Annotated in this window: 25 protein-coding genes; 16 read left to right on the forward strand and 9 right to left on the reverse strand. The window is 65.4% G+C overall.

Features of this window, described 5'->3' with window-relative positions; all coding sequences use genetic code 11:
- Positions 1-7: 7 nt before the first annotated feature.
- The 3 genes from A5732_RS16760 to A5732_RS16770 all read right to left on the reverse strand — a co-directional run bounded on the left by A5732_RS16760 (position 8) and on the right by A5732_RS16770 (position 2,075).
- Positions 8-529, reverse strand: a complete 522-nt coding sequence (locus tag A5732_RS16760; protein ID WP_076055398.1) for a hypothetical protein — start codon at positions 527-529, stop codon at positions 8-10.
- A gap of 131 nt (positions 530-660) precedes the next feature.
- A complete protein-coding gene (locus tag A5732_RS16765) occupies positions 661-1,302 on the reverse strand; it encodes a hypothetical protein (protein WP_076102806.1) in 642 nt (213 codons plus the stop codon).
- On the reverse strand, positions 1,299-2,075 hold the full coding sequence (locus tag A5732_RS16770; protein ID WP_076055395.1) for a hypothetical protein: 777 nt from the start codon (positions 2,073-2,075) through the stop codon (positions 1,299-1,301). The genes A5732_RS16765 and A5732_RS16770 overlap by 4 nt, the downstream gene beginning before the upstream one ends.
- A gap of 212 nt (positions 2,076-2,287) precedes the next feature.
- Here A5732_RS16770 and A5732_RS16775 point away from each other — a divergent pair, with 212 nt between their 5' ends.
- Positions 2,288-2,677, forward strand: coding sequence for a hypothetical protein (locus A5732_RS16775; RefSeq protein WP_076055393.1), 390 nt, complete (start codon positions 2,288-2,290; stop codon positions 2,675-2,677).
- 3 nt (positions 2,678-2,680) lie between these two features.
- Here A5732_RS16775 and A5732_RS16780 read toward each other — a convergent pair whose 3' ends face one another.
- Positions 2,681-3,283 carry a TetR/AcrR family transcriptional regulator gene (locus A5732_RS16780; RefSeq protein WP_076055391.1) on the reverse strand — a complete coding sequence of 201 codons (603 nt, stop codon included), beginning with the start codon at positions 3,281-3,283 and terminating at the stop codon, positions 2,681-2,683.
- A 101-nt stretch (positions 3,284-3,384) separates the two neighbouring features.
- Between A5732_RS16780 and A5732_RS16785 the strand changes: the two genes are divergently transcribed.
- From A5732_RS16785 to A5732_RS16800, 4 genes are read left to right on the forward strand one after another with little or no spacing between them, the layout of a single operon-like run.
- Positions 3,385-4,170, forward strand: coding sequence for a hypothetical protein (locus A5732_RS16785; RefSeq protein WP_076055389.1), 786 nt, complete (start codon positions 3,385-3,387; stop codon positions 4,168-4,170).
- Positions 4,167-4,982, forward strand: coding sequence for a hypothetical protein (locus A5732_RS16790; RefSeq protein WP_076055387.1), 816 nt, complete (start codon positions 4,167-4,169; stop codon positions 4,980-4,982). The genes A5732_RS16785 and A5732_RS16790 overlap by 4 nt, the downstream gene beginning before the upstream one ends.
- Positions 4,979-5,557 (forward strand): cytochrome c oxidase subunit 3 family protein, encoded by a 579-nt coding sequence (locus A5732_RS16795; protein WP_076055386.1) that lies wholly within the window; start codon positions 4,979-4,981, stop codon positions 5,555-5,557. Before A5732_RS16790 ends, A5732_RS16795 begins: the two co-directional genes overlap by 4 nt.
- Positions 5,557-5,844: a cytochrome C oxidase subunit IV family protein gene (locus A5732_RS16800; protein WP_170880121.1), complete on the forward strand. Its 288-nt coding sequence runs from the start codon at positions 5,557-5,559 to the stop codon at positions 5,842-5,844. The genes A5732_RS16795 and A5732_RS16800 overlap by 1 nt, the downstream gene beginning before the upstream one ends.
- 19 nt (positions 5,845-5,863) lie before the next feature.
- Here the strand turns inward: A5732_RS16800 and A5732_RS16805 are convergent, their stop codons facing one another.
- Positions 5,864-7,159 (reverse strand): cytochrome P450, encoded by a 1,296-nt coding sequence (locus tag A5732_RS16805; RefSeq protein ID WP_064951162.1) that lies wholly within the window; start codon positions 7,157-7,159, stop codon positions 5,864-5,866.
- Between the two features lie 195 nt (positions 7,160-7,354).
- On the opposite strand from A5732_RS16805, the gene A5732_RS16810 reads away from it, so the two are divergent.
- Positions 7,355-8,074, forward strand: coding sequence for a TetR/AcrR family transcriptional regulator (locus A5732_RS16810; protein WP_064951161.1), 720 nt, complete (start codon positions 7,355-7,357; stop codon positions 8,072-8,074).
- Here A5732_RS16810 and A5732_RS16815 read toward each other — a convergent pair.
- Positions 7,990-8,355 (reverse strand): hypothetical protein, encoded by a 366-nt coding sequence (locus A5732_RS16815; RefSeq protein WP_076055403.1) that lies wholly within the window; start codon positions 8,353-8,355, stop codon positions 7,990-7,992. The two genes, A5732_RS16810 and A5732_RS16815, sit on opposite strands and share 85 nt — an antisense overlap.
- Positions 8,356-8,423: 68 nt before the next feature.
- The gene (locus A5732_RS16820) at positions 8,424-9,179 is read right to left on the reverse strand and encodes an enoyl-CoA hydratase/isomerase family protein (protein WP_008253781.1); all 756 of its coding nucleotides are present in this window, start codon (positions 9,177-9,179) and stop codon (positions 8,424-8,426) included.
- 109 nt (positions 9,180-9,288) lie between these two features.
- Here A5732_RS16820 and A5732_RS16825 point away from each other — a divergent pair, with 109 nt between their 5' ends.
- From A5732_RS16825 to A5732_RS16845, 5 genes are all read left to right on the forward strand, one after another.
- Positions 9,289-9,708, forward strand: a complete 420-nt coding sequence (locus tag A5732_RS16825; RefSeq protein WP_008253783.1) for a lipoprotein LpqH — start codon at positions 9,289-9,291, stop codon at positions 9,706-9,708.
- Between the two features lie 87 nt (positions 9,709-9,795).
- Positions 9,796-10,986, forward strand: a complete 1,191-nt coding sequence (locus tag A5732_RS16830; RefSeq protein ID WP_008253785.1) for an amidohydrolase family protein — start codon at positions 9,796-9,798, stop codon at positions 10,984-10,986.
- Between the two features lie 32 nt (positions 10,987-11,018).
- Positions 11,019-12,422: a FadD3 family acyl-CoA ligase gene (locus tag A5732_RS16835; protein ID WP_249266826.1), complete on the forward strand. Its 1,404-nt coding sequence runs from the start codon at positions 11,019-11,021 to the stop codon at positions 12,420-12,422.
- On the forward strand, positions 12,419-13,045 hold the full coding sequence (locus tag A5732_RS16840) for a hypothetical protein (protein WP_064951157.1): 627 nt from the start codon (positions 12,419-12,421) through the stop codon (positions 13,043-13,045). The genes A5732_RS16835 and A5732_RS16840 overlap by 4 nt, the downstream gene beginning before the upstream one ends.
- Positions 13,046-13,055: 10 nt before the next feature.
- Positions 13,056-13,241: a (2Fe-2S)-binding protein gene (locus A5732_RS16845; protein ID WP_075234848.1), complete on the forward strand. Its 186-nt coding sequence runs from the start codon at positions 13,056-13,058 to the stop codon at positions 13,239-13,241.
- A gap of 4 nt (positions 13,242-13,245) precedes the next feature.
- Here the strand turns inward: A5732_RS16845 and A5732_RS16850 are convergent, their stop codons facing one another.
- Positions 13,246-14,931 (reverse strand): alpha-keto acid decarboxylase family protein, encoded by a 1,686-nt coding sequence (locus A5732_RS16850; protein WP_076102807.1) that lies wholly within the window; start codon positions 14,929-14,931, stop codon positions 13,246-13,248.
- Positions 14,932-14,996: 65 nt separating this feature from the next.
- Between A5732_RS16850 and A5732_RS16855 the strand changes: the two genes are divergently transcribed.
- Genes A5732_RS16855 through A5732_RS16870 form a run of 4 tightly spaced genes read left to right on the forward strand, consistent with a single transcriptional unit; the run spans position 14,997 to position 17,529 of the window.
- Positions 14,997-15,440, forward strand: coding sequence for an SRPBCC family protein (locus A5732_RS16855; protein WP_076055377.1), 444 nt, complete (start codon positions 14,997-14,999; stop codon positions 15,438-15,440).
- Positions 15,441-15,445: 5 nt separating this feature from the next.
- A complete protein-coding gene (locus A5732_RS16860) occupies positions 15,446-16,525 on the forward strand; it encodes a CaiB/BaiF CoA transferase family protein (RefSeq protein WP_076055375.1) in 1,080 nt (359 codons plus the stop codon).
- A gap of 58 nt (positions 16,526-16,583) precedes the next feature.
- Positions 16,584-17,039, forward strand: coding sequence for an SRPBCC family protein (locus tag A5732_RS16865; protein ID WP_076055373.1), 456 nt, complete (start codon positions 16,584-16,586; stop codon positions 17,037-17,039).
- Between the two features lie 49 nt (positions 17,040-17,088).
- A complete protein-coding gene (locus tag A5732_RS16870) occupies positions 17,089-17,529 on the forward strand; it encodes an SRPBCC family protein (RefSeq protein ID WP_076055372.1) in 441 nt (146 codons plus the stop codon).
- Here the strand turns inward: A5732_RS16870 and A5732_RS16875 are convergent.
- Complete coding sequence (locus A5732_RS16875) at positions 17,526-18,713, reverse strand: pyridoxal phosphate-dependent aminotransferase (RefSeq protein WP_076102808.1); 1,188 nt, start codon at positions 18,711-18,713, stop codon at positions 17,526-17,528. The genes A5732_RS16870 and A5732_RS16875 overlap by 4 nt on opposite strands.
- A 280-nt stretch (positions 18,714-18,993) precedes the next feature.
- On the opposite strand from A5732_RS16875, the gene A5732_RS16880 reads away from it, so the two are divergent.
- Entirely contained in the window at positions 18,994-20,205 is a 1,212-nt protein-coding gene (locus A5732_RS16880) for an acetyl-CoA C-acetyltransferase (RefSeq protein ID WP_064951582.1), read from the forward strand.
- The last annotated feature ends 3 nt before the right edge of the window (positions 20,206-20,208 follow it).

Raw genomic sequence — 20,208 nt, forward strand, 5'->3', positions numbered from 1 at the left:
CGCCCGGTCAGGAGAGCTGGTCCAGGCGCAACGGCATCGCGATATCAAGCCACTGGTTCTGCCCGCAGGCACCGCTCGGGCCGACTGTCTTGTCTTTGCCCGAGAGGACCCGCGATCCGACCTGAAACCCACCATTGTCGTTCACCGGGTAGAAAAAGAAGGTCTGCTGCCCGGGGAACGCGGTACCGTCTTCGCACCGCTCCCAGTTCGGCACTTCGCGTCTTACCTTCCACATCTCCCCATCATTCATGAACAGGGGTGCGCTCCATCCTTGGTCGCTCGTCACCGTTCCATGGCAGTCCAAGGTCGTGTCGCACGAGGAGCTGATGGTCCATACTTGGTAGACCGTCGGTTCGCCGAAGTACTGATCATTTCTCTGGGCGTAATCGCCAATGGACGTGGCGCGGTAAGTCCCGTTGAGCGCCACGTCTTCCTTGGTTATCGCCTGGGCTGTCGATGCAGTGCACAAACCGCCGAATGCAGTGGCAGCCACCAGCGTTGCGGTGGTGAGTGTTTTGACTGAACGCATCAGGTGCTCCTCGAAGCGCGTAATCCGAGGGTGCCGATGGCACCTTTTCGCCGTCGGTTGCGGCGTTCTCGAGCGATGACGTTACACCGCTTCGGCCTGCCAGGTAACGGTTGGGACAAGATCTGCCGCGCTCATCCGGACGGGTCGAATTTCGCGATCAGCCAGGAACCGTTGACTTTTCTCAGCGTGACCACGACGCTGCTTTGCGTCTTCTCGGGATCTTTCTTATGCACGCTTGCCGTGGTCTGATCGACGAAAACCAGCACGACGGCCGAATCGGGATGCATTTCCGAGACTGCGGCCCGAATCACCTTGGCGGACGCCGTCAGTTGTCCCTTCTGCGCCACCGGCGCGACGACCCCGTCGGCGAATTTGCTGTAATAGGTCAAAAAGTCGCCGGTGAGATGTGATTTCGCATTGTCGAAATCGCGGTTTAAATGGTCGTAGGAATACGACAGCGCCGCCACGGCACCGTCTGACGCGGCCTGAATTGCCCGGCGCGCCGCTGCGTCGCCGACCTGCTGATCCGGTCGGTACAGGATGAAGTACACGCCGGCAGCGACTCCCACGGCGGCAATAACCAACGTTGTCGCGACAATCGAACGCCACCTTGCCAAATGCTGGCGGCCCCAACGCCGAATCGCTGCCAGCCGGCGCAAGCGTGCCGGTCGCTCGGTAGCAGCTGGCATCCCGTCCTCGTCGGCGGGTGAAGGGTCCACGTCGTCAATCGCGTTTTCCGTGCCGTCCGGTGACGAGCCACGCTCGACTGTCATCGCAGGAAATCAACTTTCGACATCTTGAGCTGGCCGCCGTCGCGATCCATATTGACGCTGAGCCGAAACAAGGCCGGTGGCGGTTTGGCGTTATCCGGCCCAAAGGGATCGGTTTTGGCCGCCACGAGCACGACTCCCGAATTGTCGCTCAATGACTGGACGGCGACGGCCTCGATGGTGACCTTGTTGCCGACCTTCGTCTCCTCGGCCTTATTGACTATCAGGGTCGACAGCACGGATAGCTGGTTCTTCTGGTCGCCCGTGGAGGCATCGATCGAGCGCTGGACATCCTCCTTGGCATGAGCGGGATCGATCGACATCAGCGCCGTGATCCCTTGCCCGGCGGCCGCGCTGAACTCCGCGGCGAGTTGGCGATTGTGCACCGCGATGTGGTGCTGCCACAGCATGTAGCCGCTCGCGGCAAGGGAGGTGGAGGCGAGCACGATGCCGGCGCTGACAACTATTGTTTTCCGTGCCGGGCGCCGGAGCCACCGTGGTCGCCCGCGGCCCCGCAACCGCAGCCGTTTCCGCTTCGTGGGGCCCTGCTCGACATCCTGTGCGTCGTCGGTTTCGGCTGTCCCGCGCAGTCTCAAGAGTCGTTGCCGAGCCGCCTCGGCGCGCGCTTCAGCCTTGGCAACTTCGTCTTCTGGGTCTTCCGACGCGGCCGCTACGTCGCCGCCGTCGGTGCCTGCGCTTGGCTGTGGTTCGCCGGGATCGGTCACATCCCTCGGGTCACCACAATCGTCGGCGTCGGGGCCCTCCGGATCGTGCACGGAGAAGCAGCTTATCACTCCGACCTGGGCTCAACGCCGGCGTCGGACGGCCGCATTCGTGGTCCTCACATGCGGAAATACTCGCTCGCCGGGAAAGGGGCGCAGTGGCGTTCGGGGTGGCCCGGCGCCGACCACCGGTCGGTTCGGGTGATCTTCTCCAACCAGGAGAATTTTCTTTTCAGGTGTGGCAGAGTAATCGGGTGCGATCAATCGTGGCTCTGGTTGCCGCGTTGCTCGGCGCCGGGATGGTGGCGGCGCCGCCAGCCTCGGCCGGGCCGTCCGTCTGCGACTACCCCGCCTGCACCCCGGGCATCATGCCCCATCAGGTTCTGGGTGCGCCGTGTGACAACACCACTTACTACGCCTTCGGTGTGGCCGACGGATACGTTTCGTTCGCTTCGGAGCCCGGACGGCTGATGTTCTGCGGCTCGCCGAGGCGATACCAGCCTCGATGGTTCCGCTCACCGCCGATGGCGGGGGTCAAGGACGAAAACGCCGACTGCCAGAACTATTTGAACTACGTCGCGCAGGCGCCCGACGGCCTGTTCCTGATCTGCATTGCTCACGACGGCATATCGAGCTGGGTCCGCGCCGACACGTAGTAGTCACTCGGGAGCTCGCCGAGGCAGGCCGAGCAGGCGCCGGCTCAAATCGGTGACCCGTTCGAGCAACGTCTCGTCGTCGATGTCGGCAACCAGCGGATGCATGACCGCGGTGCTGAGGGCGCCGGAGAACATGGCCGCCTCGATCCGCCCATCCAGCCCCGCATCGCTGAGCAGCACCCGATACAGACGGTCCATGAAAAGTTGAAATGGCTTGTGCTCGGCCAGCAGCCGGACGACGACGGGATCGAACTGCAGCGTGCGCACCAACCGGCGATCGCGAACGGCCATCTCAACCACGCGCACCAGCAACGCATCCCGTGCCTGAGGGCCGTCGTCGTATGCCTCGGCCTCCTCGAGGGCCGGCTCGAGCCGGCCGAGTTCGCGCTCGGTGACGGCGATGACGATCTGCTCTTTGGTCCGGAATTGGTGATAGACAGCGGCTTTCGTGATCCCGACGGCGTCGGCGATCATCTGCAGCGAGGTACCGCTGACACCGTGGGTGGCGATGAGATCCAGCGCGGCGTCGAGTACCCGCGTCCGGGCCGGGCTGTGCGCGATCAGCCAGAATTGCTCACCGGCGACCGGCTGGCGTGCTGTTCCCACGCACCGAGACTAGACGACACTATTGACCCTGGCTAGCCGATCGGCTAGCTTCGCTCACTAGCCGAGTTTCGGTGGCGAGTTCGTGTGGAGAAGGAGTACCGATGTCCGACGTCGGCGGGAACGATGCAGGCGGTAGCCAATCTGCGCGGACCGTCTGGCGGCGGACCGATGGCGAGCTGATCCTGCTCTGGACATTGCCGGCGGCGCTGATCCTGTGGATCGCCTCCTTCTTCCTGTTCCCGGGTTTCAACCCGCCGATGTCACCCACGATGCCGGCGGAGCAGGTGGCCGCCTTTTACCGCGATCCGGGGCATATTCCCCAGATCCGGTCCAGCATGATCGTGTTCAACTGGTTCGGCGTGTGCCTGGTCCCGATCCTGGCGCTGATCGTGCTGCAGATCCGCCGGATGGCACACCGGACGCCGATCTTCTCCTACGCGATGCTGGGCTGCGCCGCGGGCGGTCCGACGCTGTTCCTGGTCGCCAACGTCTGCTGGCTGCTGGCCGCCTTTCGTCCGGAGCGCAGCCCGGGGCTGACTCAGCTGCTCAACGATTTCGGCTGGATCACCTTCACCATCGTGGTCCCGTTCCTGATCGGTCAAAGCGTAATCCTGGCGCTGGCAATCTTTTTCGACGATCAGGCCCGACCGGTATTTCCCCGTTGGGTGGCCTACTTCAACCTTCTCGTCGCCGCCGCCCTGGTGCCCGCGGCATTCGTCGGCGTCTCGTTGACCGGACCGCTGGCCTGGGACGGCTTCCTGTCGTTCTGGGTGAAGAATGTTGCCATCGCGGTCTGGATCGTCGTGATGGGCGTCGTATTGGGCCAGGCGATCTACCGCGAGCGTGCCGAGACCCGCGGGCGCCCAGATGAATTGGTCACCACATGAGCGCGGTGATCACACCGTCGACGTCGCCGGCAACTCCGCCCGCGGGCCCCTTGCACCAGCGAATCGCCTGGCACCTGACGCGCGACCCCAGGCGAGAACTGTGGTTGGCGTGGGGGACGCTGATGGTTTTCTACAGTCTGTTCTTCCCGATGTTCTTCATCGTGGCGCAGGTCCAGCCCCCGCCGGAGCCGACCTGGGATCTCGCCACGCAGGTGCATTGGTTCTCCGAACGTCACCTGGGCATACCCGTCGGCTTCGGTGTCATCTTCGCCATCAGCGGCATGATCGCGGTCAACAACGCGCTCATCGCGTATTCGATGCGGCGTATGTCGGTCAGCCGCGCGTTCGGGTATTCGTATCTGATCATCTACTCGCTCAGCGCGGTTCCCGGCATGATCCTGCTCAACGTCGCGCTGATGGTCGGCACGCTGCGACCGGACCGCGACCCCCAAATCGTCGGATGGCTGTATGACTTCGCCTTCCTGTCCTTCGACGGGACGATGGGAGTGTTCCTGATCGGTTCGCTGATCTGGATGGTGGCGATCCTGCTCGACAAGAATCGCGTGTTCCCCAAGTGGTTCGGCTATCTCAACCTGTGCAACGCGCTGACCGAGGTGGTCGTGGCGCCCTGCTGGATCTTCCGTCGCGGCGTGTTCGCGTGGGACGGCGAGATCGCCTGGTGGCTGGACATGGTCGTATTCGGCATCTACCAAGTCACTTTCATTGTGATGCTGTTTCAGATGATCCGCCGCGAAGACCTCGGCACCGGCCCGCTGCCTGACCTGCCGCGGAAGAAGGCGGTTGCGCCATGACCGACCTGGCCGAAAAGGCCCGACGCGCCAAAGCCGTACCGGGCCAGCCCGACATGTGGGCCTTCGTATTGTTCGAGACCCTGGTCTTCACAGGGTATTTCGGCTTCTACCTGTTCTCACGGGGACGCAACCCCGAGCTTTTCCTGCAGTCGCAGGCTCACCTCGACCTGCGCGTCGGGGTTCTCAACACCTTGGTTCTGCTACTCAGCTCGTGGTCGGTGGCGCGCTGTGTTCAGTCGGCCCGCGCGGGCGCCTATGGGGCGGCTCTCAGGGATGTCTTCATCACGGCGGCATTCGCCGTCGTGTTCCTGTTTTTCAAGGTCTTCGAGTGGGCCCGGTTGGTTCACGCCGGAAACGGCATAGAGCGCAACGACTTCTTCATGTTCTATTTCTTCCTCACCGGGATCCACTTCGTCCACCTGCTGATCGGCTTCGTCGTCCTCGGCATCATCGTCTACCAACTCCGGAGTCCGGCGCGCCGCTCCCAGGAACTCGTCGAAACCTGCGCAACCTATTGGCACACCGTCGATTTCCTCTGGGTGCTGATCTTTGCGCTGCTCTACGTGGTGAGGTGATCGGAATCAGATTCAACAAGAGATTGCTGGTTGTCTGGACGATCTTGGCCGCGCTGACGCTGGCCTATCTGGGGATAGACCACTCCGTCGACGGCGCGCTGAAATCCAGCGCTGTCGTCACGTCGAGCGTCATCTTCATCGCACTGGTCAAGGTGCGCATCATCTTTCGCGAGTTCATGGAGGTGCGAGACGCTCCGGTCCTGCTGTGCCGACTCACCGACGCGTGGGTGGTGTTGATCGCCGTCGTCTTGCTCGCCTGTTACTTCGTCGGGATGCAGGTCCGGTAGCGCCCGCGGGCGAAAAGCCCTAAGCCACCGGCGCGATCGCGTCCGCTGTGGTGAACGTCAGGTGCAGTTCGCTCAGGCCCCGCAGGATGTACGTCGGCTCGTAGGTGTAACGACGATCGGCGGCCGGCCCGTGATGGGCTTCGTTGATTTCGATGTGCGGCATCCGGTCCAGGATCCGCTCGATCGAGACTCGGCCTTCGACGCGGGCGAGCGGGCCGCCGGGGCACGAGTGCACGCCGCGGGCGAACGCCATGTGTTCGCGAACGTTCTTGCGGCGCAGGTCGAACTCGTGTGGGTTCTCGAACCGGCGCGGGTCGCGGTTGGCGGCGCCCGGCAGGATCATCACCACTGTGCCCGCGGGGATGTCGACACCGCCGATGGTCGTCGCCTTGCGGGCCAGCCGCGAGTCGCTCTTGACGGGGCTGTCCATCCGTAGCGATTCCTCGATGAACCCGGGAATCAGGCTGCGGTCGTCACGCAACTCTTGCTGGATGTCAGGCCGGTCGCCCAGAACCTGTAGAGCGGCGCTGAGCAGCTTCGCCGTCGTCTCCTGTCCGGCGGCGAAAAGGAAGGTCGCCGAGCGGACGACCTCGATCACCGGGGGCGTCGAGCCGTCCGGGTACTTCGCTTCCGCCAGGAACGTCAGCACGTCGCCGCGGGGCTCGCGGCGCCGATCCTCGATGTAGTTACAGAACTTGTCGTCGAGCCACTCGAGCGGGTTGATGCCCACCGACTCGTGGTCCAGGGCGCCCACGCGCGCCTCGGGGCGATCGGCGCCCAAGACCTTACGGAACTCCTTGTGGTCCTCTTCCGGCACGCCGAGCAGGTCGGCGATCACCAAGGTGGCGAACGGCTTCGAATATTCGGCGATGAACTCGCACTCACCGAGGCCGAGGAACTCGTCGAGCTGACGGTCGGCGAGGCGCCACATGAACTCCTCGTTCTGCTTCAGCCGGCTCGGGGTCAGCAGCTTGGCGAGCACCGACCGGGCCTTGGTGTGATCCGGCGGATCCATGGTGACCATGTGTTCGTTCATCGGAAAGGAGCTGCGGTGCGCATCGATCTGGGGGCTGATGTCGTCGCCTTCGGGCGTGAACGGTAACGGCGGGAAGGGCCCACCAAGGGCGACGATGTTGGAGAAGGTATCCGGGTCTTTGTAGATCTCGCAGGCTTCGTCGTAGCCGGTGACGGCGACGACGCCGTAGTGCGGCAGCCGCAGCACCGGGTTTTGACTGCGCAGGTAGTCGAAGTACGGGTGCGGATCTGGGACCAGTGACGGATCGGTGAAGAAGTCGATCGAGTCGAAGGTGCTCATCGGATTTGCGTCTCCCTGGGCTGGGTTTACCGGTGGTGTTCGGCGGCACATCGCTACCGCCGCCCGATTTCGAGATCGAAAATGTGCTGAGCACCTGCTTAGCATGGCGGTAATGTCAGGGTCAAGGTCGCAACGCCGCGCCACGATACGATCCGTGTGGTCGGCACGGGATGGCACACAGTACGGAGCAGGGACATGACATCGGCCCGCAGAATTGGGGCGCCGGACGCGAAAAACCGCGTCTTGTTGCTCGATGCCGCCGAACAGCTGATGCTCGAAGAGGGCTATGCCGCGGTGACGTCGCGGCGGCTGGCGAACAAGGCCGGGCTGAAGCCTCAACTGGTGCACTACTACTTCCGCACCATGGAAGAGCTGTTCCTGGAAGTCTTTCGGCGCCGGGCCGAAGAGGCGCTCGAGGCGCACGCGCGAATGCTGCAGTTGCCGCAGCCGCTGTGGGCGCTGTGGCGCTTCGGCACCGATCCCGCGTTCACGCGGATTTCCATGGAATTCATGGCACTGGCCAATCACCGTAAGGACATGCGGGCCGAAATCGCTTACTACGCAGAGCGTTTTCGTGAAGAGCAGCGCCAAGCGGTGGCGACGGCGCTGGAGCGCTACGGTTCCAGGATTCAAGACGAGGGCCAGGACATCGAGATCGCTCCGGTGGTGTGGACGGTGCTGATGAGCAGCTTGTCGCGCTTTCTGGTGCTCGAGCAGGCGATCGGCATGTCCGCCGGCCATGCCGAAACGGTGGAGTTGGTGGAGAACTACTTGCGCCGCCTTGAAGGCGAACCGCAGCCGATCGAGGGCGTCCCGGAGACCTGGCTGGTTCACCAGTTCCGCAGCGAGCAGAGCACGCCCTTGGGGCCGTCCTTGGACACGACGACGGCGCCGTCTACCGCCAGATCACAGTGAAGTCCCGGCGTGCCGGGCTCCGTGCCCGTGCTCGCCACGACCATCGCGTAATGGTCGGGGTCCGACATGTCCAGATCGAAACTCCACGGCTTGCCCGGGGCTAGGTCGATGTCGACGTGTGGTGTGAACGAGTAGGGATTGTGGCTGTAGTCGGAAAACTTTGCCGGCTGATGGTCCAGGTAATAGATGCTGGTATAGATCGGATTCTGCGCGCTGACGGTGTATCTGACGTGATGCATGACCGGATTATCGGCATGTGCCCGTCCGCTTCCCACCAGCAGACCGGCCGCCGCCAATAGAGAAGCCAACGACACGATGGAGCCGACACCCATCACTGTCTTCATCGTGGTCATGACGCTCCTCCGGCTGCCGGGCGCGGTTTGGCGTTGCGGCTCATCACCCGTTCTGCGGCCTGCCAGTGCGGGTCGGCAACCCATAACCGTGCGAAGGATGCTATCGCCTCCTCGGGGGAAACTCCGCGGATTACCCGCTTTATCTCGGTCGCCGGCAGGCGCGCCAGCGAGCGTGCGACGGCTCGCCACCCTTGGTCGGGCGAGTCGAACACGTCGCGGGGCACGACCTGATCCACCAAGCCGATGCGTTCGGCGTCGAGTGCGGTGAGGGCGGTTCCCGAGCCGGCCAACAGCAGCGCCTTGCTCTTGCCGACCAGCGCGGCCAGCCGCTCGGCTCCGCCCCAGGCGGGCATGATCTCGAGCTGCACCTGGTTGAAGGCGATCTTGATGTCGTCGGCGGCCACCCGGATGTCGGCGGCGACGGCGACTTCGGCGCCGCCGCCGAACGCGTGGCCGTTGAGGGCGGCGATGACGGGACCGGGGAAATCCGCCAGCTCATCACAGATGGACCGCATCCGCCGGGCCATGGCCGCGGCATCCTCCTCGGTCCGCAACGCGCTCAATTCCTTGAGATCGCCGCCGGAGACGAAGGCTTTGTCTCCGGCGCCCTTGATCACCAGCGCCTGCGCGCCGGCCGCCGCATCGAGCGCCTTCTCCAACTGGTCCATGGTGTCCAGACCGATGGCGTTGCGCGCGTGTGGGCGGTCGATGGTGACCACCGCCAACCCGTCGTCGATCTCCAGGTCCACCATGTGTGTAATCGCTCCTCGACAGGAACCCGATATTGGCATTCTCTTTTCGCGAGAATAACATCATCGCTGCAGGCTAAGAACTTTCGTCAGTGAGGATGGAGGTGACTCGATGCGGAATCGAATCGTGGCCGCCGCGGCGGTCCTGATCGTTGCTTTGGTTGGCGCGTGCACGTCGCGGCCATCAAACCAAATCGCCAGCACGGCGTCAGTCACCGTGAACGGTAACAACCGGAACTTCCACATCGTGAAGTGCAGCCAGCGGGAGTGGAGTCGGACGATCGAAATCGGCGGCAATTTCGCCGGAGCCAAACTCATCATCGACGAGAGCGCGCAACCTGCGACAGTCGAGTCTGTACACATCCAAAACCTGGGTGGCTTCAGCGGCATGTACTCGCGGGGCGATGGCGGCAGCGCGGACATGAGCATGACGGGCGACAAGTTCACCGTCTCCGGCACCGCCAACGGTTACAGAACCGACAAGCCCGGTGAACCGGCCGACGCCACCTACAAGATCTTCGTGTCGTGCTGACCACGTCGAACAGGGGCTCGGCGGGGCCACGTTGCGATTAGGCGCCTGTAGAGAATAGTATTCTCACAAATCAAGAAGGAGGATTTCATGGGCCAGTTGTCGCACCGGGAAGACGTCCCGTTTCCAATCTTTGACGCGGATAACCATCTGTACGAGCCGCCGGAGGCGCTGACCAAGTACCTGCCCAAGGCGTACAAGGACTACGTCCAGTACGTGCAGGTCAACGGGCGGACGAAGATCGCGATCCGCGGCCACATCAGCAACTACATTCCCAACCCGACCTTCGAGGTCGTCGCCCGGCCGGGCGCCTGGGAGGAGTACTTCAAGTACGGCAACCCGGACGGCAAGAGCAAGCGCGAGCTGTTCGGCGAGCCGATGCGCGCGATCCCGGCGTTCTTCGAGCCCGGCCCGCGCCTGGAGAAGATGAACGAGCTGGGCCTGGACCGCACCCTGATGTTCCCGACGCTGGCCAGCCTGCTCGAGGAGCGGCTGCGTGACGACCCGGTCGCCATCCACGTCCTGGTCCACGCGCTGAACGAGTGGCTCGACGACGTCTGGGGCTTCAACTACCAGAACCGCATTTTCACGACCCCGGTCATCACGCTGCCGATCGTCGAGAAGGCGATCGAGGAGCTGGAGTGGGCGGTCAAGCGCGGCGCCCGCTGCATCCTGATCCGCCCGGCTCCGGTCCCCGGATTCCGCGGCCCCCGCTCGTTCGCGACGCCCGAATTCGATCCGTTCTGGGAGCGGGTCGTCGAGCACGACGTGCTGGTCGGCATGCACTCCAGCGACAGTGGCTACTCCCGCTATACCTCCGAGTGGGACGGCGCCGAACAGGAAATGCTGCCGTTCCAAACCAATGCGATGGGCATCCTCAACGAATGGCGGCCGATCCAGGACGCGGTGGGCTCGTGGGTGATCCACGGCGCGCTCTACCGCCACCCGAAGCTGAAGGTCGCGATCGTCGAGGCCGGCTCGAAGTGGATGACCCCGTTGCTGGACGGGCTGACCGAGGTCTTCCGCAAGGCCCCGGAGGCGTTCCCGAGCGACCCGGTCGAGATGGTCAAGAACCGCATTCACGTGAGCCCGTTCTTCGAGGACGGCATCGACGATCTGATCAACCTCGTCGGCGTGGACCAGGTGCTGTACGGCTCGGACTGGCCGCACCCGGAGGGGCTGGCGGAGCCGACCTTCTACGTCAACGCGCTGTCGCACCTGTCCGTTGACGACCAGGCCAAGATCATGGGCGGCAACCTCGGTCGACTCGTCACGGTGTGACAGACCGGCCAAGCTGGCGGACCATCCCCGAGATGGTCTTGAGCGCGGCGGACCGTTTCGGCGATGCGGAAGCAGTCGTCGACGGTCCGCTGCGCTTGACTTTCACGCAGGTGGTCGAGCGGATCCGTTGCGCCGCAGGCGCCTTCGCCGACCTCGGCGTCGACAAGGGTGACCGGGTCGCTATCTGGGCGCCCAATTCGGCCGAGTGGATCATCGCGGCGTTCGGGTTGCTCACCGCGGGTGGCGTGCTCGTCCCGGTCAACACCCGGTTCAAGACCGACGAAGCCGGCGACATCATCGTCCGCAGCAAGGTGAAGGCCGTCCTGGTCCAGAAGGGCTTCCTAGACCAGGATTACACCGCGCCCGCCGGCGTGCCGGTCATCGACCTGAAGTCCGACTTCCTGTCCAGCGGTTCACCATTCGAGCGACCGGTGAGCGGCACCGATACCTCGGACATCATCTTCACGTCGGGCACGACGGGGCGCCCCAAGGGCGCGATGCTGAGTCACGGTCAAACGCTGCGCATGTATGAGGAGTGGGCGACGCTTGCGGACCTGCGCGAGGGCGACCGCTACTTGCAGATCAACCCGTACTTCCACACCTTCGGGCTGAAGGCGGGCCTCGTCACGTCTTTCCTGCGCGGTGCCACGATGCTGCCCGTCGCGGTTTTCGACGTCGACACGGTCGTGAATCTCATTGAGCGCGAACGTATCACGATGCTCCCCGGGCCGCCGACGCTGTATCACTCGTTGCTGACGGTGCAGGACAAGTCCGGGCTCTCGTCATTGCGTGCGGGGGTGACCGGCGCGGCCGACATCCCCGTCGAGCTGGTTCGTCGCATCCACGACGAACTGCCGTTCCAGACGCTGATGACGGGTTACGGGCTCACCGAGGCCGGCAACGTCACCCTCTCGCTGCCCGGCGATTCCTTCGAGGACGTCGCCACCACCGCGGGCGTGCCGTGCGACGGGGTCGAGGTGCGCATCGCGGACGACGGCGAGGTGCTGGTCCGCGGCTACGGGGTGATGAAGGGATATCTCGACGAACCGGAGGCCACCGCCCAGGCGATCGACAACGATGGCTGGCTGCACACCGGAGACCTGGGGGACTTCACCGAGACCGGGCGGCTTCGCATCGTCGGCCGGAAAAAGGACATGTTCATCGTCGGCGGCTTCAACGCCTACCCGGCGGAGATCGAGGGCTTCCTGCTCAACCACCCGGCCGTCGCGCAGGCGGCCGTCATCGGCGTGCCCGACGAACGGATGGGCCAGGTCGGCAAAGCGTTCGTGGTGCGCAAAGACGACGTCAGCGCCGACGAATTGATCGGCTGGTGTCGTGACCGGATGGCCGGTTTCAAGGTGCCGCGCACGGTAGAGTTCCTCAATTCACTCCCACTCAACGCGACGGGGAAAGTGATGAAGGACCAACTCCGATGAACAACGGCGATATCCACTCGATGGTGATCGCGTCGGACTACCGCGTCCCCGATCCCACCCGGGTATGGCCGCTGCTGGAACGCAACAAGGCCGCCCTCGCCGATATCGGCGCGCATCACGTGCTGGTCTACACCTCGACCCACGACCACGGTCGGGTATTGGTGATGATCGGCGTCCACAGCCGTGAGCCGATCGTGGAGCTACTGCGCTCCCGGGTCTTCTTCGATTGGTTCGACGAGGCCGGTGTCGAGGACATCCCCGCCGTCTTCGCCGGCGAGATCGTCGAAAGGTTCATCGCGCAGCCACCGAATACCCCGGCGGCACCGGGCGTCGTCGTGGCCGCCATCGCGTCCGTCAACGACGTATCCCTGCTGACCTCCGAAGTCAGCACCGCGATCGACCGATTCACCACGGCCGGCATCCGAAAGACGTGGGTATTCCAGGCTTTCGACGACGACCACGAAGTGCTGATCTTGCAGGAGTTCCCGGACGAAGACAGCGCCCGGGAGTGGATCGACCACCCCGATGCCGCCGCGCAGTGGATGTCCGGGGCGGGCATCGGTGCCTACCCGCCGTTGTTCGTCGGCCGATTCTTCGACATGATGCGCATCGAGGCGGACTGAGGATTCGCCGTTGTTCGTGTGCCTGTGCAATGGAGTCACCAGTCAAACCGTGACCGAGGCCGTGTCGTGCGGGGCGTCGACGACGAAGGAAGTCGCCCAGGCGTGCGGAGCGGGCGCCGATTGCGGTCGCTGCCGGCGGACGGTACAGGCCATCCTGCGGTCGTCCAGTGCGGATCGCACGCCGAACTCGCGCTAGTGCGTCAGCGGCGCGGACTGCCGTCCGGTGACGTCGGTTGGACGAGTTCGACCAGCAGGTTGGGGATTTCGAGCCGCGGCAACACCACCTCGACGAACACCATGCGTTCCTGGTGGTCCGCGGCGGCGGTCAGGGCGTCGTCGAGCTCGCCGTAGGTCTGGACCCGGAACGCCAGGTGGTCGGTGACCCCCAAGGCGCGGGGCACCTCCATCCACTCCCAACGGACGATGTCGTTGTACGGAGCGGTCTCGCCGTGGATCGCCCGTTCGATGGTGTAGCCGTCGTTGTTGACCACCACGATGACGGGGGACAGGCCCTCGCGTGAGAACGCGCCCATCTCTTGGACCGTCAGCTGCGCGGCGCCGTCCCCGATGATCAGCACTATTCTGCGGTCGGGATGCGCCACCGCGGCGCCGAGCGCGGCGGGCAGCGTGTAACCGATTGAGCCCCATAATGGTTGACCGATGAAGGTCACACCCTGCGGCAGCCGATGGTCGGCCATGCCGTAGAACGAGGTGCCCTGGTCGGCGAGCACCACGTTGCCCGGCGTCAGGGCGACGCACAGGCGGTCCCACAGCATCTTCTGGGTGAGCGGCTGGTCACGCGGTGGGGGCGGCGGCAGCGGCTCGGCCGGCGGCGACACCACCGGTGGCGAGGAGGTTCCGCGCCGGACCAAGATGGTGGTCAGCGCCTCGAGCGCGGCATCCATCTCCAACGGCGCGAAGACTTCTCCGGCCACACTGCTCTGATACTGGCCGACGTCGATGGTGCGGCCCGGGTCGATGCGTTGGCTGAAGAAGCCGCTGACCATGTCGGTGAACACCACTCCGGCGGTGACCAACACGGGCGCCTCTTCGATCGCGGTGCGCACCGCCGGCGCGCTGGCGGAACCGGCGTAGATGCCCAGGAAGTTGGGTGAGCTTTCGTCGAGCAGACTCTTTCCCCACATCAACGTGGCGTGCGGCACCACGTCGGCGGCCAGCAGCGCCTCGAGTTCCTTGATCGCCTGCAGGCGGTGCACCAGTAAATCGGCAAGCACGGTGATCTGGTGGTCGCCGATGAGTTCGGTCGCGGCCTCGACGAACGTCGCCAGGGCGCGGGGACTGGTGCCACCGGTATAGCGGGGCAGCGGCGCCTCGGGCGGCTCGGTGGGGAAGCGGGCCACATCGGTGGACAGCAGGATGTAGCCGGGGCGTTTCTGCTCGCGCACCTCCGACAGCACCCGGTCGATCTCGCGGCGGGCCGTCGCGGGCATGAGATTGGCTTGGGCACAGGTGATTTCGCGGCTGACCCGGAAGAAGTGCTCGAAGTCGCCGTCGCCGAGCGAATGGTGCAGCGCCCGCCGGGTGCCCTGGGCGTCCTTGGACGGACCGCCGACGATGTGCACGACGGGTACCTGCTCGGCGTAGCTGCCCGCGACCGCGTTGGCCGCGGAGAGCTCGCCGACGCCGAAAGTCGTTACCAATGCCGACATTCCGCGCAGCCGCCCATACCCGTCGGCGGCGTAGCCGGCGTTCAGCTCGTTGGCGTTGCCGACCCAGCGAATGCTGGGGTGGGCGATGATGTGGTCGAGGAATTCCAGGTTGTAATCGCCGGGAACGCCGAAGATCTCCGAGACGCCGAGCTCGGCGAGACGGTCCAATAGGTAGTCACCGACGGTGTATGCGGGATAGCTCGCGGCATCAGTCACAGGCACGACGGTACGCTCGGTCCAATCCGTTCCGGGTGAGACGCCAGGCCAGTATCGTGCGGGCCATGGCACTCAAAGAATCCCGCGACATCGTCATCGAAGCCAGTCCGGAGGAGATTCTGGACGTCATCGCCGACTTCGAAGCGATGCCCGAATGGTCGGAGCCGCATCAGAGCGCGGAGATCCTCGACACCGGAGAAGACGGGCGCCCCCACCAAGTCAAGATGAAGGTCAAGGTCGCCGGGATCACCGACGAACAGGTGATCGCCTACACATGGGGCGACAACGTGGTCAGCTGGAAGCTGGTCAGCTCCTCGCAGCAGAAGGCGCAGGACGGGAAGTACACCCTGATGCCGCAAGACAACGGGACCCTGGTCAAGTTCGAGCTGCTCGCCGACCCGAACGTGCCGCTGCCCGGCTTCGTGCTCAAGCGCGCCGTGAAGGGAACGATCGATTCGGCGACCAAGGCGCTGCGCGAGCGGGTGCTCCAGGTCAAGAAGGGTAAGTAGCCGCCGTGAGCGGCGGCGGCCCGCTGACCGGGGTGCGCGTCATCGAACTCGGCGGGATCGGACCGGGGCCGCACGCGGGAATGCTGCTCGCCGATCTGGGTGCCGACGTGGTGCGGGTGCGCCGCCCAGGCGGCGTGGCGATGCCGGCCGAAGACCGCGATCTGCTGCACCGCGGCAAGCGAATTGTCGACCTCGACGTCAAGACGCGGCCGCAGGCGCTGCTGGAGCTGGCCGGCAAGGCCGACGTGCTGCTGGACTGCTTTCGTCCCGGCACCTGCGAGCGCCTCGGCATCGGGCCGGACGACTGCGCGGCGGTCAACCCGCGACTGATCTACGCGCGGATGACCGGCTGGGGACAGGACGGGCCCTTGGCGCCGACCGCCGGTCATGACATCAACTATCTGTCCCAGACCGGCGCGCTGTCGGCGCTGGGCTACGCCGACCGGCCACCGATGCCGCCGCTGAACCTGGTCGCCGACTTCGGCGGCGGTTCGATGCTGGTGGTGATCGGCATCGCGGTCGCCCTGTACGAACGGGAACGTTCGGGCACGGGGCAGGTGATCGACGCGGCGATGGTCGACGGGGTCAGCCTGCTGGCCCAGATGATGTGGACCATGAAGTCGACTGGCGCACTGCGGGACCGGCGCGAATCGTTTCTGCTCGACGGCGGCGCCCCGTTCTACGGCTGTTACGAGACCGCCGACGGAAAATACGTGGCCGTCGGCGCCATCGAGCCACAATTCTTCGCGGCGTTGCTCGCTGGGCTTGGCCTGTCACCCGACGACGTGCCCGCCCAGCACGACAGAGCCTCCTACCCGCGGATGCGCGAGGTCTTCACCCGACGATTCGCCGGCCGGACTCGCGACGAATGGGCGCAGACCTTCGCCGGCACCGACGCGTGCGTCACCCCGGTGCTGACGTGGAGCGAGGCCGCCGCCGACGAACACCTGCGGGCGCGGTCCACCGTGATCACCGCCCACGGCGCCGACCAGGCCGCACCCGCCCCACGGTTTTCGCGGACCCCGGCCGGACCGGTCGGACCGCCCCCGGCGGCGAGCACGCCGCTCAGCGAAATCAACTGGTAGGAAACTGTTTACGGCGAATCGGTCCGTATCGGGGCCGGCGTTGCTAAGTTAATCTCCAGTGGCCGTAAAAGCATCACGAGAATTTGTCGTCAACGCGCCGCCAGAAGTGGTCATGGAAGCGCTGACAGATGTCGGCGTCCTGTCGTCGTGGTCGCCGCTGCACAAACACATCGAAGTGATCGACCGGTATCCGGACGGCCGGCCGCACCACGTCAAAACCACCATCAAGATTTTCGGGCTGGTCGACAAGGAGGTCCTGGAATACCACTGGGGACCCGATTGGGTTGTCTACGACGCCAAGGGGACCTCACAGCAGCATGGGCAGCACGTCGAGTACACCCTCAAACCCGAAGGGGTCGACCAGACCCGGGTGCGCTTCGACATCACCGTCGAACCCGGCCGGCCGATGCCCGCGTTCGTCGTGCGGCGGGCGGCCGAGAGCGTTCTCGACGCCGCGATGAAAGGGTTACGCGACCATGTTTTGGGCGGCGGGGATTCAGACAAGGCAACGTAAATACTGTTTTTCGGGTCGCTGGGCGGCGCGATTGCTAATTTAGTAGCTGGTGGCCATACGCGCATCGTCTGAGATCGTCATTGAGGCGCCCCCGGCAGTGATCATGGAGGCGCTGGCGGACATGGACGCCGTGCCGTCGTGGTCGCCACTGCACAAGCGGGTCGAAGTCGTCGACAGATATCCCGACGGCCTGCCACACCACGTGAAGATGACCCTCAGGGTGAGCGGCATCCCGGATACCGAAATGGTCGAATACCACTGGGGCCCCGACTGGATGGTCTGGGACGCGCAGAAAACCGCCCACCAGCACGCTCAGCACGGCGAATACAACCTGGAGCGTGAGGGCGACGACAAGACCCGCGTGCGATTCAGCCTCACGATCGAGCTCAGGGCGCCGCTGCCCGGGTTCTGGGTGCGCTCGGCCGGCAACAAGATCCTGAACGCCGCGCTGGAGGGCCTGCGCAAGCGCGTGGTGGGTTCCGTGGGTTAGCGGGCTGAACCGCTTTTCAGCGCCGCCAGTCGCTTGATCGCCTCGTCGAGGGTGTCGTCGCGCTTGCAGAAGGTGAAGCGCACCAAGTGATTCCATACGTCGGCCGGGCCGTGCGTGGTGGCCGGGTCGCAGAAGGCCGACATCGGGATCGCGGCCACCCCAAGCTTTTCCGGTAGCGCCGCGCAGAACGCACTGCTGTCGTCGTAGCCCAGCGGACGCGGATCCGCGCACAGGAAGTACGTGCCGGCGCTGTCGTGCACCTCGAACCCGACGTCGATCAGGCCGGCCGCCAGCCGGTCACGTCTGGCCTGGAGGGTGGCGCGCAGGCCGGCCACCCACGCGTCCTCGGTCTCCAGCGCCAGGGCCACCGCCGGCTGGAACGGCGCACCGCCGACATAGCTCAGATACTGCTTGGCCGCGCGCATCCCGGTAATGAGTTGCGCTGGGCCGCAAGCCCAACCGATCTTCCAGCCGGTGCAGTTGAACATCTTGGCCGCGCTGGAGATGGTGATCGTCCGCTCGGCCATGCCGTCGAAGCCGGCCAGCGGCACATGTCGCCGCCCGTCGAACACCAGGTGTTCGTAGACCTCATCGGTGATCACCAACAGGTCGGCCGCGATCGCGACCTCGGCGATGGCAGCGAGCTCCTCGGCGCTCAGCACCGTGCCGGTCGGGTTGTGCGGGGAGTTGACGATCAGCGCGCGGGTCCGTGGCGTCACCGCCCGGCGCAGGGCGTCGGCGTGCAGGGCGAAGCCGCGGCCGTGGGGGACCAGCGGCACGGCCACCCGCTGCGCGGAGGCCATCGCCACCACCGGCGAGTAGGAGTCGTAGAACGGCTCGATGAGCAGGACCTCGGAGCCGGGTTCGACCAGGCCGATCACCGCCGAGGCGATGGCCTCGGTCGCCCCGACCGTCACCAGCACCTCGGTGTCGGGGTCGTATTCGATGCCGTAGCGGCGCTGCCGCTGGGCGGCGATGGCGTGGCGCAGCGGGGCGATGCCGATGCCCGGCGGGTATTGGTTGTCGCCGTCGGCGATGGCCTCCTGGGCCGCCTTCAGCATGGCCGGGGGGCCGTCCTCGTCGGGGAACCCCTGGCCGAGGTTCACCGCTCCGACCCGCGCGGCCAGCGCCGACATCTCGGCGAACACCGTCGTCGCGTAGGGGCGCAGTCGCGACACCGTCATGGTGGTCGAGCTTAGGCGGGGAGGTGCACGGCGAGTGCCACGACGTCTCGCCAGCCCAACGTGAAGTTAGGCGCACACTCGTCGCCGGTCGTGAAAGTAGGTTCACGTTCGCCCGGGGCCGGGCGCCCGTCCGCCATTCGAGCGCGTGGTGTGGGTCACAAGATGCCTCTGAGCTGCGCCGTATTGCCCAACCAACAGGTTGGCCGGGGCCCCTGTTAGGCTGGCGCGGGACCTAGTCTTGAAGACGGATTCGAACCCAATTCGGAGAACAGGAAGTCGTATGTCCGAAGAAGCTTTTATCTATGAGGCCATCCGCACCCCGCGGGGCAAGCAGCGCAACGGTTCGCTGAACGAGGTGAAGCCGCTCAACCTGGTCGTTGGCCTGGTTGACGAGCTCCGTCGGCGTTTCCCCGACCTGGACGAGAACCTGATCAGCGACATGATCCTGGGTGTCGTGTCCCCGGTCGGTGACCAGGGCGGCGACATCGCCCGCACCGCGGTGCTGGCCGCCGGCCTGCCCGAGACCACCGGCGGCGTGCAGCTCAACCGGTTCTGCGCCTCCGGCCTGGAGGCCGTCAACACCGCCGCGCAGAAGGTCCGCTCCGGCTGGGACGACCTGGTGCTGGCCGGCGGTGTCGAGTCGATGAGCCGCGTCCCGATGGGCTCCGACGGCGGCGCCTGGGCGACCGACCCCGAGACCAACTACCAGATCGGCTTCGTGCCCCAGGGCATCGGCGCCGATCTGATCGCCACCATCGAGGGCTTCTCCCGCGAGGACGTCGACCGCTACGCGCTGCGTTCGCAGGAGAAGGCGGCCGCGGCGTGGTCGGGCGGCTACTTCGCCAAGTCCGTCGTGCCGGTGCGCGACCAGAACGGCCTGGTCATCCTCGACCACGACGAGCACATGCGGCCCGACACCACCCTGGAGGGGCTGGGCAAGCTGAAGACGGCGTTCGACGGAATCGGCGAGATGGGCGGCTTCGACGACGTGGCGCTGACCAAGTACCACTACGTCGAGAAGATCAACCACGTCCACACCGGCGGCAACAGCTCCGGCATCGTCGACGGCGCCGCGCTGGTGCTGGTCGGTTCGGAAGCCGCGGGCAAGTCGCAGGGTCTGACCCCGCGGGCGCGCATCGTGGCGACCGCCACCAGCGGTTCGGACCCGGTCATCATGCTCACCGGCCCGACCCCGGCCACCCAGAAGGTGCTCGACCGCGCGGGCATGACGATCGACGACATCGACCTGTTCGAGCTCAACGAGGCGTTCGCGTCGGTGGTGCTGAAGTTCCAGAAGGACCTGCGCATCCCGGACGAGAAGCTCAACGTCAACGGTGGCGCCATCGCGATGGGCCACCCGCTGGGCGCCACCGGCGCCATGATCACCGGCACCATGGTCGACGAGCTCGAGCGCCGCAACGCGCGTCGCGCCCTGATCACGCTGTGCATCGGCGGCGGCATGGGTGTCGCCACCATCATCGAGAGGGTTTAAGAC

Source organism: Mycobacterium colombiense (assembly GCF_001953985.1).
Classification (GTDB): Bacteria; Actinomycetota; Actinomycetes; order Mycobacteriales; family Mycobacteriaceae; genus Mycobacterium; species Mycobacterium colombiense_B.

Excerpts from the sequence above, each read along its gene's own strand:
- A5732_RS16810 (WP_064951161.1), top strand. The coding sequence starts at position 7,355 with ATGACATCGGCCCGCAGAATTGGGGCGCCGGACGCGAAAAACCGCGTC.
- A5732_RS16875 (WP_076102808.1), bottom strand. The coding sequence starts at position 18,713 with ATGACGGTGTCGCGACTGCGCCCCTACGCGACGACGGTGTTCGCCGAG.
- A5732_RS16760 (WP_076055398.1), bottom strand. The coding sequence starts at position 529 with ATGCGTTCAGTCAAAACACTCACCACCGCAACGCTGGTGGCTGCCACT.
- A5732_RS16835 (WP_249266826.1), top strand. The coding sequence starts at position 11,019 with ATGGTCTTGAGCGCGGCGGACCGTTTCGGCGATGCGGAAGCAGTCGTC.
- A5732_RS16805 (WP_064951162.1), bottom strand. The coding sequence starts at position 7,159 with ATGAGCACCTTCGACTCGATCGACTTCTTCACCGATCCGTCACTGGTC.
- A5732_RS16855 (WP_076055377.1), top strand. The coding sequence starts at position 14,997 with ATGGCACTCAAAGAATCCCGCGACATCGTCATCGAAGCCAGTCCGGAG.
- A5732_RS16785 (WP_076055389.1), top strand. The coding sequence starts at position 3,385 with ATGTCCGACGTCGGCGGGAACGATGCAGGCGGTAGCCAATCTGCGCGG.
- A5732_RS16830 (WP_008253785.1), top strand. The coding sequence starts at position 9,796 with ATGGGCCAGTTGTCGCACCGGGAAGACGTCCCGTTTCCAATCTTTGAC.
- A5732_RS16880 (WP_064951582.1), top strand. The coding sequence starts at position 18,994 with ATGTCCGAAGAAGCTTTTATCTATGAGGCCATCCGCACCCCGCGGGGC.
- A5732_RS16765 (WP_076102806.1), bottom strand. The coding sequence starts at position 1,302 with ATGACAGTCGAGCGTGGCTCGTCACCGGACGGCACGGAAAACGCGATT.
- A5732_RS16790 (WP_076055387.1), top strand. The coding sequence starts at position 4,167 with ATGAGCGCGGTGATCACACCGTCGACGTCGCCGGCAACTCCGCCCGCG.
- A5732_RS16820 (WP_008253781.1), bottom strand. The coding sequence starts at position 9,179 with ATGGTGGACCTGGAGATCGACGACGGGTTGGCGGTGGTCACCATCGAC.
- A5732_RS16840 (WP_064951157.1), top strand. The coding sequence starts at position 12,419 with ATGAACAACGGCGATATCCACTCGATGGTGATCGCGTCGGACTACCGC.
- A5732_RS16795 (WP_076055386.1), top strand. The coding sequence starts at position 4,979 with ATGACCGACCTGGCCGAAAAGGCCCGACGCGCCAAAGCCGTACCGGGC.
- A5732_RS16825 (WP_008253783.1), top strand. The coding sequence starts at position 9,289 with ATGCGGAATCGAATCGTGGCCGCCGCGGCGGTCCTGATCGTTGCTTTG.